Origin of the sequence: Cysteiniphilum sp. QT6929 (genome assembly GCF_030035755.1) — a bacterium.
Classification (GTDB): domain Bacteria; phylum Pseudomonadota; class Gammaproteobacteria; order Francisellales; family Francisellaceae; genus Caedibacter; species Caedibacter litoralis.
The window spans coordinates 1,636,065-1,653,063 of the sequence record NZ_CP103983.1; the positions used below are offsets into that span (position 1 = coordinate 1,636,065).

Sequence of the window (16,999 nt, forward strand, 5' to 3'; positions counted from 1 at the left end):
CTAAGAGGGAGACTACTTATGCCAATCGATTCTGAAAATAAAGTGAATTCTGTTGAGTTGGTTAAAAAAATCATGGATTATGCGAATAAGCTAAATTTCCCGCTGGTAAATAGTACCATAAAACCTCTTGTGCTTTATGGGATGGCTTCAGTTCTTTCAAAAGTAATAGAGAGTGCCTCTAGCGGTTATTTACCAAGTGATCAAACGCATGAAACTATAAAAGGTATCCTTACATCCTTACTGGGAAGTGTTGTCGCACCATTAGCCGCAAATCAACTATATAAAATAGTGGGGGATTTCTTTGCGATTAAAAATATCAATAAAACAGACAAAACTGAAATTAGTGATGCTGAGAGTTTGAGGCGTTTAGCTCTGTTTTGCAACTTATCACTGAGAATCGATGGCTCATACCCTTACGTAAATAGATTGCTAGATTGGTCTTTAAATTTACACAACTTTCGGGAATGGATTTATTTGGTGACAGGAAGCCATCCATTGATGTTTGGTAAAACGTCCTTAGACGCTTTTGATATTGATTTTTTTAACTCTCGTAATCTAGATTACGCATTTGTAAGTTGCAAAGATGCACAAGGGAAAACGTGTTTTGAGACCAAGTTTAACGTACCTTTGATTTCGAAATTGTATCCGCATAAAGTGGGTTACCTACCGGGTAAATGGTGCAAGGATAATGATAAATGGGTATTTGCAACAACCGTTGCAAAGGATGAGTTAATTCGTGAGTGTAACCAAAGATACCAGCAAAGTTGGTATACTGGAGGTGGGAAAGTATCTGATGTTGTTGCGTTGACAGCATTCGGTAAGGCTTATGATATTCACTATTACAAGCCTATGTTGTTAACGAGTAATAGTGAAAAAGGGGTTGAATTTTAAACAATCTGGAAAAGAGTTACCAGCAATTAACACCTGTATTGGTTAAGTTTGATCAAACTAAAACAACGCATGCTGCAAATATCGATCGTTTTATTCATGACTTGAAGAAAACTCCAGAGAATCAATATGACAATGTTTTCTGGGTAAAGCAACAGGACTGTGTTAAAGAAAAGACTTTTTCAAAGTGATTTTTTTGGGGCTAATTCATCAGGTAATCAATTTGTCCAATAAAGAGGCTATCTATTGAAAAACTAAGTAACAATATGTAACTTTAAGCATGCCTGTTTAAGCACAGCGATCTAAAAATTAATCAAAAATTCATTAATCAAGAAAGTATAAATCAAAGGAGATAAATATGGGGCGTGAAAAATTATTAAATGCTATTGAATCAATAGCTAATGAGGAAATTAAAAGTCAGGTAATTGATTTGGTAGATGAGTTAGAAGCAGAGTATAAATCTGAGTTACTGAACTTAGCTAAGGACAATAGTGATCTAGAAGAGGCTTTTAACGAGGCGGAAAAGATTGTTAACGAATACAAAAGTCAATACGAAAGTGACAAGCAAGAGATAAAGGATCTTAATGAGACCTTAACCAAGAACCAACTGCAGTATGATGAAGTAATTAAAGACTTTTATCAGGAAAATGAGCTACTTCAAGACAATAATTTCAAACTACAAGGTGAGCTAAATAATATAGGAAATGAATTTAATAAAATGGAAAATGTACTTAGCTTAAAAAAGGGAGAGTTAGAAAGCGTCGATTTTCAGCTTGAAGAAGTAAAGGATGAACGGCAAAAATTATTGACACAATACGAAAAAGCAGAAAAAAAATTAATCAAAGACATTGAGGAAAAAAACAATAAGCTCAAAGAAAAATCTGAGTTAATTGATGTTCTGGGAGATAAAGTTGATCAACTTACTAACAGCAACCAAAAGCACCAACAAGAAGTGTTTTTAAACCAGAAAAAGGTTGAAGAGTTAAATAAGGAAAATAACGCCTTACGCAAAGAGAGCACTGATAAAGATCTTTTAATTAAAGAGTTGCAAAATCAACTTAATGCGTTAAAGGGTGATTTAGATAATACGAAGCAAGCATTAAATGAAAAAAGGCAGATAAATGCTGAAATGCTTAAGAAACCATCAGAATCTAATGACATAACTTTAGATGAGATTTTGAAAGAACAAATAGAAAAACAAAGCTATGTAATAGAAAACGTTATAAGTGAAAGTCTCAAGGCACCTGAGTCAATCAACACAGATTCTGCTGTAGGCAAAAACTTTAAGGAAGCTTCTGTAAACTTCCGAAAAGAGTTTATGAGTTCTCAAAATACTTCTCAACAAACAGGAGATTTTTGGAGCAGCTATGGTAGTAGTATAGCTGCTGTTATCAGTGCAGGCGCTGTATATGCTGCGGCAAGTGTATTTGCAACTCCTGCAGTGGCAGTGCTCTTGGCAGGTGCATCAGGGATGGGTGTGAAAGTTTACAGCGCAAGTGATATCGCACAAAAGTCAACACCTAATGGTGCAGTGAGTGATAGTCATTTAAAAGATAGTCCTAGCAATCAATCATCTATGAAAATGTTCAATGGTTATGAATCTACCAGTGATAATGTGGTTAAAAATCAAATGTAATAATTTTATACTGCATTCAAATCATTCTAAAATCCGTATATTAAGTGCTCAGTATATTTGTGGTAGGGAGGGTGGTGCGCAAGCAATGGCACTGGATAATTACATTCGTCAAGCTCATGGTTAGTTGGAAGCTGAGAAAAAAACAAAAAACATAAAGGTAGGAAAATATGTCAGGCACTAACGATAGCAGTCAATCAATGAGCGATCATGCCTCTGAAAATAGTCAGCATCAAACATTCAAAGTGGATCAGATGCTAGATCCTATGTTTATCGACCATGGTCGGTATGTGGATCGAGATAAAACGATAAATGCATTTGAAACAAAAGAGTCTGGATACTTTCATGCGATGCGTGATGCTTATCAGTTTGCAAGGGAGCTTATTATTGATAGCGCTGACAAACTAAGTGTTAAGCTTATTGATCAAATTCAGCAAAAAACCTATGAAAATGTTGAGTCGACCAATTATGAACAATTAAAAAAGATGCCTGATTACGAGCGCGAATTTTATGGTGTAGAAGAAGGTGTGATTACTCAAAAAAAACTCACTGATGGGTATTTTGGCGCGATGAAATTCAGTGATGAGGGGATTGCATTTGTACGTCAGATGTCTGATAACGTAAAGATCATGAAGAATCAAACTAAAAATTATGTTCATAACGAGCATATGGATATGATTATTAATAACAACTCTTATCGATTTTTAAGAGAGTTGGATGAAGATGATGGAAGAAGCGATTCAGCGATTTAATCAAACCGTTTCCACTGTCGATGGCAAACAAAAAGAAAAGGCAATTTTTGATTTATGTAAAACGTTAGAGCTTATTCATCCTTATCGGGATTGTAATTGTCGTACGTTTGTAATGATTTTACAAAATGTATTGCGCCAAAAGCATGGATTGGAACCTATCATTCAATCAAACCCTAACCTTATCGATAATTTGGGTTATGACGAATACATGCAGACAGTAATAACAAGAGATCAATACCAAAAAGATATTAAAATAGCATCTAAACAACTTCATGAGATTCACCAGCAAGCTATGTCGAAACAAATGGGCGCCCAAGATATATTGATTCGTGACGGTGTGGTGCATGATAAGGAACGACTGCTCAAAGTTGAAGACAGCTCATCACTTTTCAATCATAGTGAGGCAGAGAGTAACTATAATCCAGGGTCTGTAAATACGATAAAAAGTCAATATAGCAATGATCAAGGTGATGTTTTATCTATTCATACTACAAAAAGTGAGTACTTCGATGATGACAATGATATTTTTAATAAGACCATAGAAAGTGTTGATTTAATCAATAACAATGCTGATCAAGGCATGCCTATGTTGTTCAATACGCCTAAAGAATGCGAATTTATTTTATTAAGTAAAAAATAATTAAAAGGGAAAATGGCAGATTTTTCGAAAACAACGTCCTTTCTTGTGTCATTTCGTGACAAAAAACAATATATTTCACGTAAATAGTCATAAAAATACATCATTAGCCTTTTTATTACCCAACTAGTTGGCTTGCTTATTTTAGGATGCCATGCGAGAAATTTTCTATTGGTAAAAGTAGAGGCTTGGGGCGTGCTTAAAAATAATATCTTACTATTTGGTATACATAAAACGCAGATACAGCAATTGATTTTGTATTTACCAAATTACCGTTTTCTGATATGTCAGCACGCTTTACAATTACAAAAACAGATTAAGACACAAAAAATTTCTCTTTTAGTGATGTCAGCATTTGACGGACATCAAACAAATATTGCTATATGCGATAGACTCTGTAAGCAATACAACAAACTTCCTGTTATTGTCGTAGGAGGTGTTGATGATACTGAATTAGAAATGTCCTTTTATTGTGCTGGTGCTGTTGATTACATGTGTGGAGATATGAATATCAAAATACTCTCACGAAAAATCGAGTCAACCTTGCGGGTGCTAAAAGCTGACGAGCAGTGTAACCAGTCTGAAGATATTATTATTGGCGATTATCGGTTTAATGCGGATAGGAAAATTTTGGTTGACCATAAGGGGACTCAGTACAAGTTAACGCAGTCAGAGTCATTCGCGCTTGATTTGTTAGCACAGCGTCAAAATCAAGTTGTTTCAAGAGATGAGCTTTATTGGTGGGTATATGATCGCCCTTATGATGGCATGGATAGAACCATTGATGTTTTGATGAGTAAATTAAGAAAAAAATTACATACTCAAAAAACAAACGAACCGTTGATCAAAACTGTCAACCGCGGGGGGTATATGTTGAATGTGCCTCGTTGTTAACAAATGGGTACATTATATCAAGTGCATTTTAGATTTTTGAGTGTTGTAATTAATCCATAACGTTTGATGAGAGTAAGTTCAAGTGGATTTCAAGTCACAAAGTTGCATAGGCTACTCTGAAATGTTGAGAATATATTGTTCAGTCGGTGCTGTTCTCCTAACTAGTAATGCATTATTAACTCTGGTGCTCATGAGGTTAAGGTGCGGAGTCTGGAGGTCTGAAGCCTAGCTTAAATAAGAGTGTTCAGCTCTGATATTCTGTAAAGTTAATTTTATGTTTAAATATAAAACAAAAGGAGAGTAATTTAAATGTCTTTTAAATCTATTAAAAATCCATTGTGTCGTAGCTATTTTGCCAGTGCTTTGATTGCTACATCAATTGTCATGCCTACCTTGCTTTTGTCTGGGTGTGGGAATGGCAATGATTCACAGGGTAGTCATGAATTAGTCACGCATAATTTGATGGATATTAGTCAAGAGGCTAAAAATATTCCTGTTGGTGTTACACATCAGGTGAGAGTCGATGTTAAGAAAAGTAACCTCCAGTTAGGTGTGATAGAGAGCGAGATCTGGGGGTGGGAAGTTCAGCCTGCAGACAGTAATATTGAGGTAACAAAAGAGGGAAATTATCTCAACATAACAAATAAGGATAATGTCCAAAGTAATACAGATAGAAAAATAAAAATAAGTATAACAGGAAACGGTGAAAGTAAAGAGACAGCTTTCAATGCACTATCTGACAAAAGGTATACTTATCTAATTAAAACCATGGTTGATGGTTATGCTAATTATTGGCGAATAGTTGATTTTTCCATTTACTTAGACAGAAATTTAGATGAATATCAGTCGTTATGGGTTTCTCTATATACAATATTAGATAATACTAAGGTTGGTCATCATTTTTCTGAGGTAGACATTCAAGGTGCGAAATCTGTATTGAAAAATTTAGGAGGAGATCAGCATAACTCAGTTGAAAATGTAAATAAATTAACTAAAGAGTTCAATCGTTTTATCCCAATTCAGTTAATTAGTTTTCTAGTAGATTCTAAAAGTTACTTTCAGACAAACGGTAATAACCAGCAACTTATCAGCTCAACTTATCAGGTTGATAATTTGTCAAATGAGAGAAAGTATGGTGTATTAGGGAAAATTAAAGGCAAGAGAGGAGATGTTAGTTATGTGCTAATACAGCCTTTAAATAAAAACTCTGATTTTTTGATCCCTTATTTAAAATTAAATAAGGAATATTTTGATGATGTTTTATCTATATACAACCAAAATAATAGTATAGAAAAGGATATAAAATTTGTAGAATTCATTGATAAATTAGATGCAACTAATGGGTATGTACAAAATTCACAACTTAACCAATTTTTAGGTTCTAGTGCTGGAGTAGAGTGGTTGAAAACAGAGGCAGGTCAAGCGTGGCTATTAGCCGAAAATGGTAAGAAGTGGCTGAGTCAAGATAACGGGGTGTTATCATCATCAACAAGTCAGAAATGGTTAAATACACCAGCAGGTATTAATTTTGTTAGATCCGATGCCGGTCAGGAAATTATAATGCAGCAACTAGTTAATAAATTAGATGCAACTAATGGGTATGTACAAAATTCACAACTTAACCAATTTTTAGGTTCTAGTGCTGGAGTAGAGTGGTTGAAAACAGAGGCAGGTCAAGCGTGGCTATTAGCCGAAAATGGTAAGAAGTGGCTGAGTCAAGATAACGGGGTGTTATCATCATCAACAAGTCAGAAATGGTTAAATACACCAGCAGGTATTAATTTTGTTAGATCCGATGCCGGTCAGGAAATTATAATGCAGCAACTAGTTAATAAATTAGATGCAACTAATGGGTATGTACAAAATTCACAACTTAACCAATTTTTAGGTTCTAGTGCTGGAGTAGAGTGGTTGAAAACAGAGGCAGGTCAAGCGTGGCTATTAGCCGAAAATGGTAAGAAGTGGCTGAGTCAAGATAACGGGGTGTTATCATCATCAACAAGTCAGAAATGGTTAAATACACCAGCAGGTATTAATTTTGTTAGATCCGATGCCGGTCAGGAAATTATAATGCAGCAACTAGTTAATAAATTAGATGCAACTAATGGGTATGTACAAAATTCACAACTTAACCAATTTTTAGGTTCTAGTGCTGGAGTAGAGTGGTTGAAAACAGAGGCAGGTCAAGCGTGGCTATTAGCCGAAACTGGTAAGAAGTGGCTGAGTCAAGATAACGGGGTGTTATCATCATCAACAAGTCAGAAATGGTTAAATACACCAGCAGGTATTAATTTTGTTAGATCCGATGCCGGTCAGGAAATTATAATGCAGCAACTAGTTAATAAATTAGATGCAACTAATGGGTATGTACAAAATTCACAACTTAACCAATTTTTGGGTTCTAGTGCTGGAGTAGAGTGGTTGCAAACAGAGGCAGGTCAAACGTGGCTATTAGCTGAAAATGGTAAGAAGTGGCTGAGCCAGGTAAAGGTACAGAAACAGCTTCAATAGCGTGAGCTACTAAGCTTTATTTAATGGGTGTTTTTCATTCAGGTTGAAATATATGCTATTTTGAGAATTTCAAGGCAGGGGGAACTCCTAGGCTGAGCTCATGCCTATTAGCTGTAATCATTAATTGTAATGTTTTTTAAGCAGCAATCTCAGTACATTTTTGAGATTCCAATGCCTGCACAAATAGCATTGATTTTATCCCCAAACTTACCCTTGAGATATTTGAATAAAAACATCGATTAAAACAATAACAAAACTCAGCAATTTACCTTGATAGTAATGAATCAAGAATAAGTTGCATCAGCTAGCACCTCTCCCCTTGTGGGATCGCTCGTGCAGCTTAAGCTGCGCGGGTGAGGAGGATAATTGAAACTCAACTTATTTTGTAACTACCCAGCAGCTTGTTAATTGAACTGTGGAACTTTGCCATTAAAGACATCCGCAATGGTATCAATAATCTTCCAACCCTGTTTGCGAGCAGTCGATAATAATGTGCGAATACGCACAAACTTTTGAGCGCCAGTTTCACTACGAAAACAGCCTGATACCTTTTGTTTTACCTTCATCATGCGCAAGTCATTTTCAGCCTGATTATTAGTAAAAGGAACTTCTGAATCATAGATAAATCTAAGCACGTCATTCTTGTAATCACGCAATCGTAATAATAAGTTGTGCCGGGCGCATTCGCAATTTGTGGGTATTTTAGGAAGCCATTGCTAACCCGCCTGCATAAGCCATTCTTTCAATATCTTCCCATCGCCCAGCCTTGTAAAAAGACCGTATGAATAACATATCATTAGCGCTGTCCTCTTTCCAATAAATGGAGTTACCTTTCATTTTGAGATTAACAACTCTTCTGACGCCGCTCTCAATAGCACCACTGCCTTGAGGCAAACCATGATCCTTGCATGTTTTATAGATTAAACGATCGGCGTTATTAATAAAGTAACCTTTCTCTGACTTAACCAGCTTCCCTTTTTTATGCTTACTATCCAGCTTGATTTTTGCAATAAACTCATCAACTTTACCGGCATGCAAAAGCTCCTTGCACGACTTTACCCCTTTACTCTGATCACGTTTACTTTTATAAAGCTGCTTAGCTAAAGCATTTAAATGCTCCATCGCATGATAATAGTCAAGAACCTGATATACCTTGATGTCAGATCGTAATGTCATCGTTTCAAGAAGTTGATTAATACGCTTCCAAATCCAAGGGGCTCCATCAGCAACAAAAACAAGATTATTCACTGTGTTTAAATCAAGTCCCGCCAAGTAGTTTTTGAGTAAATTAAACGCCTTCTGAGGACTGCCAATGATGCCATCAATAATCGGCAACTCCTTCTTAATCTTATTACCTTCCTCATCAACCACGTAAATAACAAATAGCTTAACCTCTCGCCACTGACCCTTAAATCGATTACGCCTCTTAGCTGTCTTTGGACCTCGCTTTTTACTTCGTATTCTAATGCGACCACCATCTATCGATACAACAATCGTGTTGGTGTTGTTAAATCCTGATAAATACTTTTCAGCCGACTGACTTAGGCGTGCTAATTTACTGATGTGTTTGCTGATCTTAACAATTGACGCCACTGACAAATGGATGTTGATTTTAGCCAGATGCTTTTTGACTTCATCATATGAGCTCAATGCTGCCGAAAGCATCGCAATATAGGTGCTTAAACCATTGGATACAGCATGGTGAATGCCTAGCAATTGCAAGCCTGGTTTACAGCCTGTACCTTTGCCTTTATTTGTTCCTTTGAAAAGATAGTAGGGCATATAAATATCAAAACGGTTACCATTGCGATACATCACATTAGTCGCCCTGTAGTCTTTGAAAATATAGCGCTTGCCTGTGGCATCTAACTGTGCTTTTTCATCTTTTTTAAATGAGTCGCTAAGCACTTTTTCTTGGTGACTTAATGCTGCGTATAAATCGGAGAGTTTGCTTGATAGATCTTGTGCATGCTTAATACGATCTTTATCAAGCTTATTTTCCGTAACGGTATTAAGCTTAGATAGTTCTACTATTGTATTTGATATCTCGTTTTGAATCGTTTCTAGGTTTTGCTCAGCTAAATTCATCCGTAACTTGCTTATGTTTTAAAGGCAGTAGGGTATTTGTACATAAGTATCGCATTCAGTTCAAGTTAAACTACAGCTGATTTACCCACAAATCGCGAATGCGCCCAGTTGTGCCCCGTTCGTCGTTTTTTCTTACCTCGTTTACCAGTGCTTGCTAAAGGCATCAAAATCTCATGGTATTTAAGACCATCAGCTACAATCCGATCATAAATTTTGCTGATTAAAGCCTGTTTATCAGGCAATAACACTGATTGATCAGATATATTCACCAAGTGACAGCTCTTCCTCAATAATCTCATCATACGTTTTGCCCAAATCTCGCCATCTTCAGCTAAAGATCGTAACTCACGCAAGTGATGAGCATTGCATAATGCATGACTTACACCTTCAAGTGTAAAATAGGATCTCCAATGATCATGAACCACCACACCTGTTAGACCAGTCAGTAGAGATTTACGCTTAGGACTCACGTGATAAAAAGTATAGTCCGCATTTGAACAAACATGTAACCATTGGGTTTTTGAGCATATGCGATAACCAGTTTCATCTAGATGTTTAACTGGAGCACTTTTTAGCTTATCAAACACCATTTGCTCGAACTCAATCAATTGATCAGCACATGTTTGACTAAACTCTGCAATACTGGCTTTTGCTACACTGACACCAAATAAATCCTCTAACAACTGCTGAACGCGTTGCTCAGGAATAAAGTGTTGATTTTGCAAATACGTCGTATAGCTTTTTAGGTTATTGCCATACTGCACTGGCGCATTAATACCTTCTGGAAAACTTGCCGTCGTATATTTCTGACAGTTCGGACAACACTTTTTCTCATGACAATATTCAATCACCTTAAGCTTTGGCATTTCAGGTAGATCATGTAACTGGCGTCTTACATAGCCTTGTGCTTTTGTGTCACTTAAATCGCTCTGGCAATGATCGCAACTCGTTACAGATTTAGTCACGACTTCATCTGGTTTAGCTTGCCAAAGATTGCTACCATTATGATCTTTTTGACCACCTGATTTCTTCTTGGTAGCCTTGGATTTAAGTTTACCTTTTTCGCTGACACTGTTATTTTTGTTAGGACGTGACAAACCATCGCTTGAAGGCGGTTTTGAGCTGTTACGACTATTCTTGGAAAGCCGCTTCTTAAGTTGCTCAATCTCCTCTTTTAATCGAGCATTTTCACGCTCAAGCGTGTCGATTCTAGCCAATAGCTCTTGAATCATTTTTTCTAGTTTCATATCCATCGATCAAATTACGCCATATTTATTTGCAAATGAAAACATCAAATCTGGAAAAATTGCCAAAAATTACTGTTTATCAAAATCTAACCTGCTGGGTAGTTACCTTATTTTTATTATTACATAAGTGTTTTATTGATAGCATGATGGGTGTCTATGTTGCATTTGGTGACATAGTCTAACATCTTGTGGCGTGACTTAAATAAGGGATTATGAGTAAATGGTTATCGGGTTGGTTGGTTTCTCAAGTAGTTATTTGATGCGGTAATTAAAGAGCTGGTCATTGTTACGTTTTTTGTAGTTTAAGGGGAAATATGGGGTTTAAATTTAAGTGCTGATTGATATCGGCATAACTCTGTCAATATGTCCGATAGTGGCTCTGGATATTGAGTTTCAAACATGGACTGTGTACCTTGAGCTTACAGACAAATGGCATAATAAATTTTGGTTTAGATACGTGTTTTGGATTTGCGATAAGGATGCTGTTATCGCGGATTAGTCATGAACAGGCCAAAGTCAATAATGCTGATAAAAGAACTAACTTTCAAGTAATTTAGCAAACAAAATATAGATAGTATTAAAACTAATTAAGAGTTTAACAACAAAAAGGAGAAAATAAAGATGAAAAAAATAAACAAAACAAATCAAACAAGCATGCAGAAAGGGTTCTCATTGATTGAGTTGATGGTCGTGCTCGTTATTATTGGGGTGTTAACAGCGATTGTGATTTCACAGTTTGCCAAGGCTGCACAGAAAAATCGTATTTTAGAAACAACAAATTTAATGGGCGCTGTTCAGTCGACCATACATGATGTTACACAGATGGATTTAGGTCGAGTAATTGACGATAATTTGTTAATAAAGAGTGACCGTATTGCTCAGAAATATATTAATACAAGTGGTTTAGGTGTTAAAAATATTGTGACACCATTTGGAGGTCAACTTACTGTTAATGGTGTGGCTAATGGTACTGAGTATACTATCAAATTTGATAGTATGTCCCAGCAGGCTTGTGATTCATTATCTAACTCAGCACTAATGTCTGATGCAAAAAGTATAGTAATAGATGCTAAAACTATAGCAAAAATGGATCCTAATACAATATCAACCTCATGTGAAGCATCAGCTAATAAAAATTATCCAGTTGAATTTACTTTTAAAAGATAAATTCACTCAGATGCCAAACTGCCTTGTCTCACAGGTTTTTTAAATTCAGGAACAACCAAATGTACAAACTCCTCAAGAAACAAAATTACCGTCAATTAAAGCATAAGCAACAAGGCTATATTTTAATTTCACTCATGGCATCGTTGGTGATTTTGGGGGTTATTGCAATCAATGAATATATGCATTTGGTTAAAAAACAACAGCTTGATCGAGCGGAGACTGCTGCAACTCAGATGATAAGTATTGCTAATACCATAGGGGATGCGATTTATGAGCCAATAGAGATGTTTAATAAAAACAATGCATTGAAACAGGATATAACTGAAATTTGGACAAAATGGTACAGTGAAAGCAAAAAAAATGGTGGATGGGTAAGTTTAGAGATGTTTTATAAAGATCCTAATTTATCTGCTGTTTGTGGTATTAGTCGTCCACCTGTTTCACAAAGCCAGTCATTCACATCTTGTGTTGATGCAAATAAACCAGTTAATTGGTCGAGTAATAATGGCAATTTATATTGCCAATGTACAAATCAAAAGATCGCATATGCTGGATTTTTAAATCTAAAGCCTATAAATATTATGCTGCAACCTATTGGTGAGAAGAGTAATGAAACACCTAAATCTGTAGTGTTACGTGTGCCATATCCTGAGCTTGGAGGCAAAGCCGAAAGTGGTCTGGCGTTAAGAATGTTGGCAAATATAAAGAAAAATTTGATTGACACACCAAGGTTAAAATTTGCGGTGTGTATGGGCGAGCAAAAAAACTCATTGGTAACACCTACTCAATTTGCATGTGATGTTGATATTGATTCCACGAATGCTTTTGATTCAAGAGATTTTAATTCGCAGTTTATTTATATCCATATTGAAAGAAAAGTATGAAAAAGGAAAGGTAACAGAAAGTGAACAGCAATAGAATTTGGCATAAGCTAACGTTTTTAGTTAGTTCCTTAACGGCTTTAGTGATACTTATGCTGTCCTGTCAGCATGTGTTGGCACAAGAGCTAGTTTCAAGCGATTTTTTAAAAGTAGTTAGTCCAAATTGCGCTTTATCTGAACATTGTGCTGAGATCGATATAAAGAAATCACAAGGGATAGCTAAGATTGTCTCTGATGATGAGTATAACGGTTTTACGTTGATTGTTGCGGATAATCTAGTGGCAGATCTTTCAGTCAGTGAGATATACAAGATTTTTAGTCAAGAGCCTTCGCATTATATGGCTGGCATTAATCTTGAGGGTAAAATCGTTGCGATTGCGCAAACGCAACAAGAGGCTGATTTGTTGGCAAAGCATCCTCGAGAAGTTTTTTATGTCTTAAAGGGGCAAACCTTAAAAGAGACGATTGAGCGCTGGCTTTCTTATCAAGAGATTAAGCTGATATGGGAAGCACCTGTTGACTATAAGCTGGCTGCATCCGCTGTGTTTAAAGGGCAACTTTTTGCAAAAGATGGCGCATTGAATAATTTGTTAAAGGCATTTGAAGAAGCTGATCACCCATTACAGGCAGAGCTAAAAGCTAATCATGTGTTGGTGATTAAAGCCAAGTCATATTCTTCCAATATGGTTGTCATGCAAAATTAATTAAGGTTGCCTTATGAAAAATAATACAAAAACACTATGTGGATTGTTATTAAGCGGTTTATTGCTGTCGCTAACAGCATGCAGCACTGCGATTTATAAAACTGTGGATAAAAATACAGATGATCATATTGCAAAAGCAAATGAAATGATCTCAAGTTTGAAAAAACCCGCATCGGAGCAGTTTGTTACGGTAAGTGATGAGCCATATGTTCAAGGTGATCTTATTGATATTCAAGCGCAAAATGCTTTGCCTCAAATATTCCAACGTCCCTTTCAATATACTACTGCCGCAACAGGCGTCACATTCGAAAGCTTAATCACAAAGATACAGAAAATTACGCAAGCTAAAGTTATTGTTACGGAAGGCGCGATTGCCTATATTCTTGAGCGTGAGCATGCTGCTATGTCTGAAGATGATGTAGCGAAGAAAGACAAAGCTGCTTATGAAGTCGCAGATATTCAAGATGTGATGATACATTGTGACTATGTGGGTGATATTGCCGGATTTTTGGATTATTTTGCATTTAAGCTGGGTATTTTCTGGAAGTATGATCAAAGTAGAAATACACTTGAATTTTTTCGAATGGAAACAAAGACATTCCATGTTGATATTTTAACAGATAAGATTAAGACAACAACCAAGGTTGGTAGTAACTCAAGCACCGGTGTTAATCAATCTGCTTCACTAAAGACTGAAAATGAAGCAGAGTACGATAACCCTTGGGCAGCTGTCATTAAAACCATAAAATCGATTATTGGTCAATTGGGCAGTGTTGATGAAAACTCAACACTTAACTTGATTACAGTCAAGACTACCCCGTTGTTGATGCGTCAAGTCTCTCAATATCTGGAAGAGATTAATCGCACGGCGAGAAAAAAAGTTGTTATTAGGCTGGATGTCTATGATGTCGATCAGAAAAACACCTCAGGTTACGGTTTTGACTGGAGTGCTCTTTATAAGACAACTAAAGGTGCGATTAACTGGAATACTCCAGCAGGTTTAACAGACAATATTACAGGCATTAGTCAATATGGTACTTTAGCTGGTGCCATTTCATCAGGACCGTGGAGTGATTCGATCTTAGTTATTAAAGCATTACAGACGATGGGTAAAACAACACATGTTACAGGTACAACCATGTATACCGTCAGTGGGCGTCCTGTGCCGATTCAAGTATCAACAACAACTGCATATATCAAAGGTGTCGATGTTGTGGTAACGCCTAGTGGCAATGGAACAGTTGTGCAACGATCAGCGAAGGCTGGTGAATACAACGAAGGCTATGAAATTAAGGTTCTGCCGATTGTCGTTAAAGGTAATGAAATTCTGGTTGATTTAAGTGTCAATTTAACCAATTTGGTGCGTATGGATGAATCAAAAGTTCCTGTTCATGGTAGTACCGAGCCACAAACCATTAAACTGCCATCTATTCGTAACAAAAGTTTTATGCAGTCAGTGCCATTAAAGTCGGGTCAGACGGTTATTCTAGCCGGTTTTGAAGATAAAAAAGACAATGCACAAACCGATAGTGTTGGTCCACAAAGCACTTGGATGCTAGGCGGTTCGCAAGCTGCATTAAATAACTCAACGATTACGGTGATTGTTGTCACACCTTATCTAATACGTTAACGACTGTGGAGAAACATATGATTATTGCTATAGACAATAAACGTTATGCCATTGGGTTAACTTGGTTTATTGCGGATAGTCAACATAAATTATTTGATGCACTTTATCATATTGACTGTCAAAGCTTTGTGATGGATGTGAAGCGAAATATTGCTGCAGCTATGCCGTCAAATGTAACCTCAATGGAGGTGGTCGGCGCCATTTCACTTGCGGGCGTATTAAGTGAATTATTAGCAAAAGATGCTATTTATATCTTTCGTTTGTTTGATAAGGAAGGTCATTCTATCGATAAGTACTGGTTGTGTGCGGTAAAAAATGGTGTGATCTTACCTACGGTCAAACTACCTGTTAATCAAGAGTTAATCTCTCAAAGTGGTGATATAAAGGCATCAAATAGAGAGATTGAATTATCTGGCGATATGATTGTTGATGAGACTTCTTTGTATCAATGCTTACGCTATTTAGAGAGAATTTTCTCAGCGGATGTGTTTAGGCAAATTATACAGTGTGACACGCAGGTTGATAATTTGTTGATTGATAAGATTGCTCTAGATTTTGCTATTGATAGGAAACTAATCAAAAGAAATGCACTCGCGCAATTATTGATAAATATTAAAGACAAAGATTCACGCCAGTTTGTGATTAAGGCATTGCCTAAACGTGTTAAAAAAGTAGATAGTGAGCCTGTTTCTCGCAAGGCGAGTGTTTTAAAATCAAGGCGTAAACTCATTAGCTACGGTGTACTATCGCTAGTATTAGCTACAGGAGGATATATGTATTTTTCAAATAATACATCATCAAAAAGCGCTAACAATAAAGATACTAATGAAATGAAACTACAGCAGGAAAAAGCCTATATTCAGAAAGTCGAATCAGACATTCAGTATAAGAATGCTTATCCTTTGATTATTAAATTTGTCAATGCTATCGGGAATTTACCTACCTCGGCATTGCAATGGCATATCCAAAAAGTTAGTTATCAGACAGGGGCATTGGATGATGTGAGTGTAATTTATGTGTTAAATAATAAAAAACATAAGGTAGCGCTAACAAAGGCAGCATTTAATCATATTCAGTCATTACAAGCAATTTCAGTGACTGAGGCGGCTGATAATATGACGAATGTGCTCTTTAAGTTGATTCATAACGCACATGCGTCCACTGACCAGTCAATTGTACGTTTGAAAGATAGAGCAGCTGAAAGCTATCGCTTTAATCAATTTGTAGAGGAGTTGAAATTAAGAGGGATAGACTTCAAATTAATCCCCCCTCAATTCGCTTATGGTGTTGCTAAACATGGGATCACTGTTATAGGGCATAGCATGCGTGAGTTAATATCATTAACAGCAATCGCAAAAGCATTAAATACCTTTGTTTTAGTCAATATTGAAATACAGAATAATCAAGACAAACCTGTTTCTTGGATTGTTAAAGGAGAAATCTATGAAGCATAAACAATCATGCGCTACTTATCCGCACTTTTTGAGATTTTCAGCTCTTTTATTTGCATTGAGCGCAATCACAGTAAATGCTTATGCGCAGGCAAAAAACTCAGAGCAAGCCTATGCGATTGATTCTAGTCATCACTATTATCAGAGCCTTCAAGCACAGGATTATTTACATACGCAAATTCAGCAGCAGGCGCTCGAAAATCAGGTCATGCAGCAAAAGATAACAAATCATAAATTGCAGCGTCAACTAGCTGCGGCGAGTAAATCTAAGGGAGTGTTAAACACTACTTCAGCCAGATATGGTCATAGTGAGTTAAGTGTCACTGAGATCTCATACGTTGGGGATATATGGGAAGCTGTTATATGGTTTCAGGCAAAAAAATATGAGCTGAGTGTTGGTCAGTTAGTTGGTGAGCGTTACAAAGTTGAGTCTATTCATGTTGATAGCGTGACTTTTGCTGATCTTGCTAATGATGCTAGAACCTTCAGCGTTGATATTAGCTAAATTTTTGGGTG

Annotated in this window: 15 protein-coding genes and 1 pseudogene; 13 read left to right on the top strand and 3 right to left on the bottom strand. The window is 36.5% G+C overall.

The features are described 5' to 3' along the window. Positions 1-18: 18 nt before the first annotated feature. From NYP54_RS07135 to NYP54_RS07160, 6 genes are all read left to right on the top strand, one after another. Complete coding sequence (locus NYP54_RS07135) at positions 19-891, top strand: hypothetical protein (RefSeq protein WP_283155927.1); 873 nt, start codon at positions 19-21, stop codon at positions 889-891. 355 nt (positions 892-1,246) lie between these two features. Then, positions 1,247-2,524, top strand: coding sequence for a hypothetical protein (locus tag NYP54_RS07140; RefSeq protein ID WP_283155928.1), 1,278 nt, complete (start codon positions 1,247-1,249; stop codon positions 2,522-2,524). A gap of 167 nt (positions 2,525-2,691) precedes the next feature. Next, complete coding sequence (locus tag NYP54_RS07145) at positions 2,692-3,273, top strand: hypothetical protein (protein WP_283155929.1); 582 nt, start codon at positions 2,692-2,694, stop codon at positions 3,271-3,273. Then, positions 3,239-3,913, top strand: a complete 675-nt coding sequence (locus NYP54_RS07150) for a hypothetical protein (RefSeq protein ID WP_283155930.1) — start codon at positions 3,239-3,241, stop codon at positions 3,911-3,913. The genes NYP54_RS07145 and NYP54_RS07150 overlap by 35 nt, the downstream gene beginning before the upstream one ends. Positions 3,914-4,045: 132 nt before the next feature. Continuing rightward, a complete protein-coding gene (locus tag NYP54_RS07155) occupies positions 4,046-4,804 on the top strand; it encodes a response regulator transcription factor (protein ID WP_283155931.1) in 759 nt (252 codons plus the stop codon). Between the two features lie 309 nt (positions 4,805-5,113). Then, the gene (locus NYP54_RS07160; protein WP_283155932.1) at positions 5,114-7,315 is read left to right on the top strand and encodes a hypothetical protein; all 2,202 of its coding nucleotides are present in this window, start codon (positions 5,114-5,116) and stop codon (positions 7,313-7,315) included. A gap of 467 nt (positions 7,316-7,782) precedes the next feature. Here the strand turns inward: NYP54_RS07160 and NYP54_RS07165 are convergent. The 3 genes and pseudogenes from NYP54_RS07165 to NYP54_RS07175 all read right to left on the bottom strand — a co-directional run. After that, positions 7,783-7,986, bottom strand: a pseudogene (locus tag NYP54_RS07165) (transposase); the annotation flags it as partial. 31 nt (positions 7,987-8,017) lie between these two features. Continuing rightward, entirely contained in the window at positions 8,018-9,403 is a 1,386-nt protein-coding gene (locus NYP54_RS07170) for a hypothetical protein (RefSeq protein WP_283155933.1), read from the bottom strand. 65 nt (positions 9,404-9,468) lie between these two features. Continuing rightward, on the bottom strand, positions 9,469-10,656 hold the full coding sequence (locus tag NYP54_RS07175; protein ID WP_283155934.1) for an IS66 family transposase: 1,188 nt from the start codon (positions 10,654-10,656) through the stop codon (positions 9,469-9,471). A gap of 29 nt (positions 10,657-10,685) precedes the next feature. Here NYP54_RS07175 and NYP54_RS07180 point away from each other — a divergent pair, with 29 nt between their 5' ends. From NYP54_RS07180 to NYP54_RS07210, 7 genes are all read left to right on the top strand, one after another. Further along, entirely contained in the window at positions 10,686-10,832 is a 147-nt protein-coding gene (locus NYP54_RS07180) for a hypothetical protein (protein ID WP_283155935.1), read from the top strand. A gap of 439 nt (positions 10,833-11,271) precedes the next feature. Continuing rightward, positions 11,272-11,817 carry a type 4 pilus major pilin gene (locus tag NYP54_RS07185; RefSeq protein ID WP_283155936.1) on the top strand — a complete coding sequence of 182 codons (546 nt, stop codon included), beginning with the start codon at positions 11,272-11,274 and terminating at the stop codon, positions 11,815-11,817. A gap of 59 nt (positions 11,818-11,876) precedes the next feature. After that, complete coding sequence (locus NYP54_RS07190; RefSeq protein WP_283155937.1) at positions 11,877-12,701, top strand: hypothetical protein; 825 nt, start codon at positions 11,877-11,879, stop codon at positions 12,699-12,701. 20 nt (positions 12,702-12,721) lie between these two features. Beyond that, entirely contained in the window at positions 12,722-13,402 is a 681-nt protein-coding gene (locus tag NYP54_RS07195; RefSeq protein WP_283155938.1) for a TcpQ domain-containing protein, read from the top strand. Positions 13,403-13,415: 13 nt separating this feature from the next. After that, on the top strand, positions 13,416-15,032 hold the full coding sequence (locus NYP54_RS07200; RefSeq protein ID WP_283155939.1) for a hypothetical protein: 1,617 nt from the start codon (positions 13,416-13,418) through the stop codon (positions 15,030-15,032). 17 nt (positions 15,033-15,049) lie between these two features. Continuing rightward, the gene (locus NYP54_RS07205) at positions 15,050-16,486 is read left to right on the top strand and encodes a hypothetical protein (protein WP_283155940.1); all 1,437 of its coding nucleotides are present in this window, start codon (positions 15,050-15,052) and stop codon (positions 16,484-16,486) included. Then, complete coding sequence (locus tag NYP54_RS07210; protein WP_283155941.1) at positions 16,476-16,988, top strand: hypothetical protein; 513 nt, start codon at positions 16,476-16,478, stop codon at positions 16,986-16,988. Before NYP54_RS07205 ends, NYP54_RS07210 begins: the two co-directional genes overlap by 11 nt. Positions 16,989-16,999: the final 11 nt, after the last annotated feature.

Excerpts from the sequence above, each read along its gene's own strand:
- NYP54_RS07135 (WP_283155927.1), top strand. The coding sequence starts at position 19 with ATGCCAATCGATTCTGAAAATAAAGTGAATTCTGTTGAGTTGGTTAAA.
- NYP54_RS07140 (WP_283155928.1), top strand. The coding sequence starts at position 1,247 with ATGGGGCGTGAAAAATTATTAAATGCTATTGAATCAATAGCTAATGAG.
- NYP54_RS07145 (WP_283155929.1), top strand. The coding sequence starts at position 2,692 with ATGTCAGGCACTAACGATAGCAGTCAATCAATGAGCGATCATGCCTCT.
- NYP54_RS07150 (WP_283155930.1), top strand. The coding sequence starts at position 3,239 with ATGAAGATGATGGAAGAAGCGATTCAGCGATTTAATCAAACCGTTTCC.
- NYP54_RS07160 (WP_283155932.1), top strand. The coding sequence starts at position 5,114 with ATGTCTTTTAAATCTATTAAAAATCCATTGTGTCGTAGCTATTTTGCC.
- NYP54_RS07170 (WP_283155933.1), bottom strand. The coding sequence starts at position 9,403 with ATGAATTTAGCTGAGCAAAACCTAGAAACGATTCAAAACGAGATATCA.
- NYP54_RS07175 (WP_283155934.1), bottom strand. The coding sequence starts at position 10,656 with ATGGATATGAAACTAGAAAAAATGATTCAAGAGCTATTGGCTAGAATC.
- NYP54_RS07180 (WP_283155935.1), top strand. The coding sequence starts at position 10,686 with ATGAAAACATCAAATCTGGAAAAATTGCCAAAAATTACTGTTTATCAA.
- NYP54_RS07185 (WP_283155936.1), top strand. The coding sequence starts at position 11,272 with ATGAAAAAAATAAACAAAACAAATCAAACAAGCATGCAGAAAGGGTTC.
- NYP54_RS07190 (WP_283155937.1), top strand. The coding sequence starts at position 11,877 with ATGTACAAACTCCTCAAGAAACAAAATTACCGTCAATTAAAGCATAAG.
- NYP54_RS07200 (WP_283155939.1), top strand. The coding sequence starts at position 13,416 with ATGAAAAATAATACAAAAACACTATGTGGATTGTTATTAAGCGGTTTA.
- NYP54_RS07205 (WP_283155940.1), top strand. The coding sequence starts at position 15,050 with ATGATTATTGCTATAGACAATAAACGTTATGCCATTGGGTTAACTTGG.
- NYP54_RS07210 (WP_283155941.1), top strand. The coding sequence starts at position 16,476 with ATGAAGCATAAACAATCATGCGCTACTTATCCGCACTTTTTGAGATTT.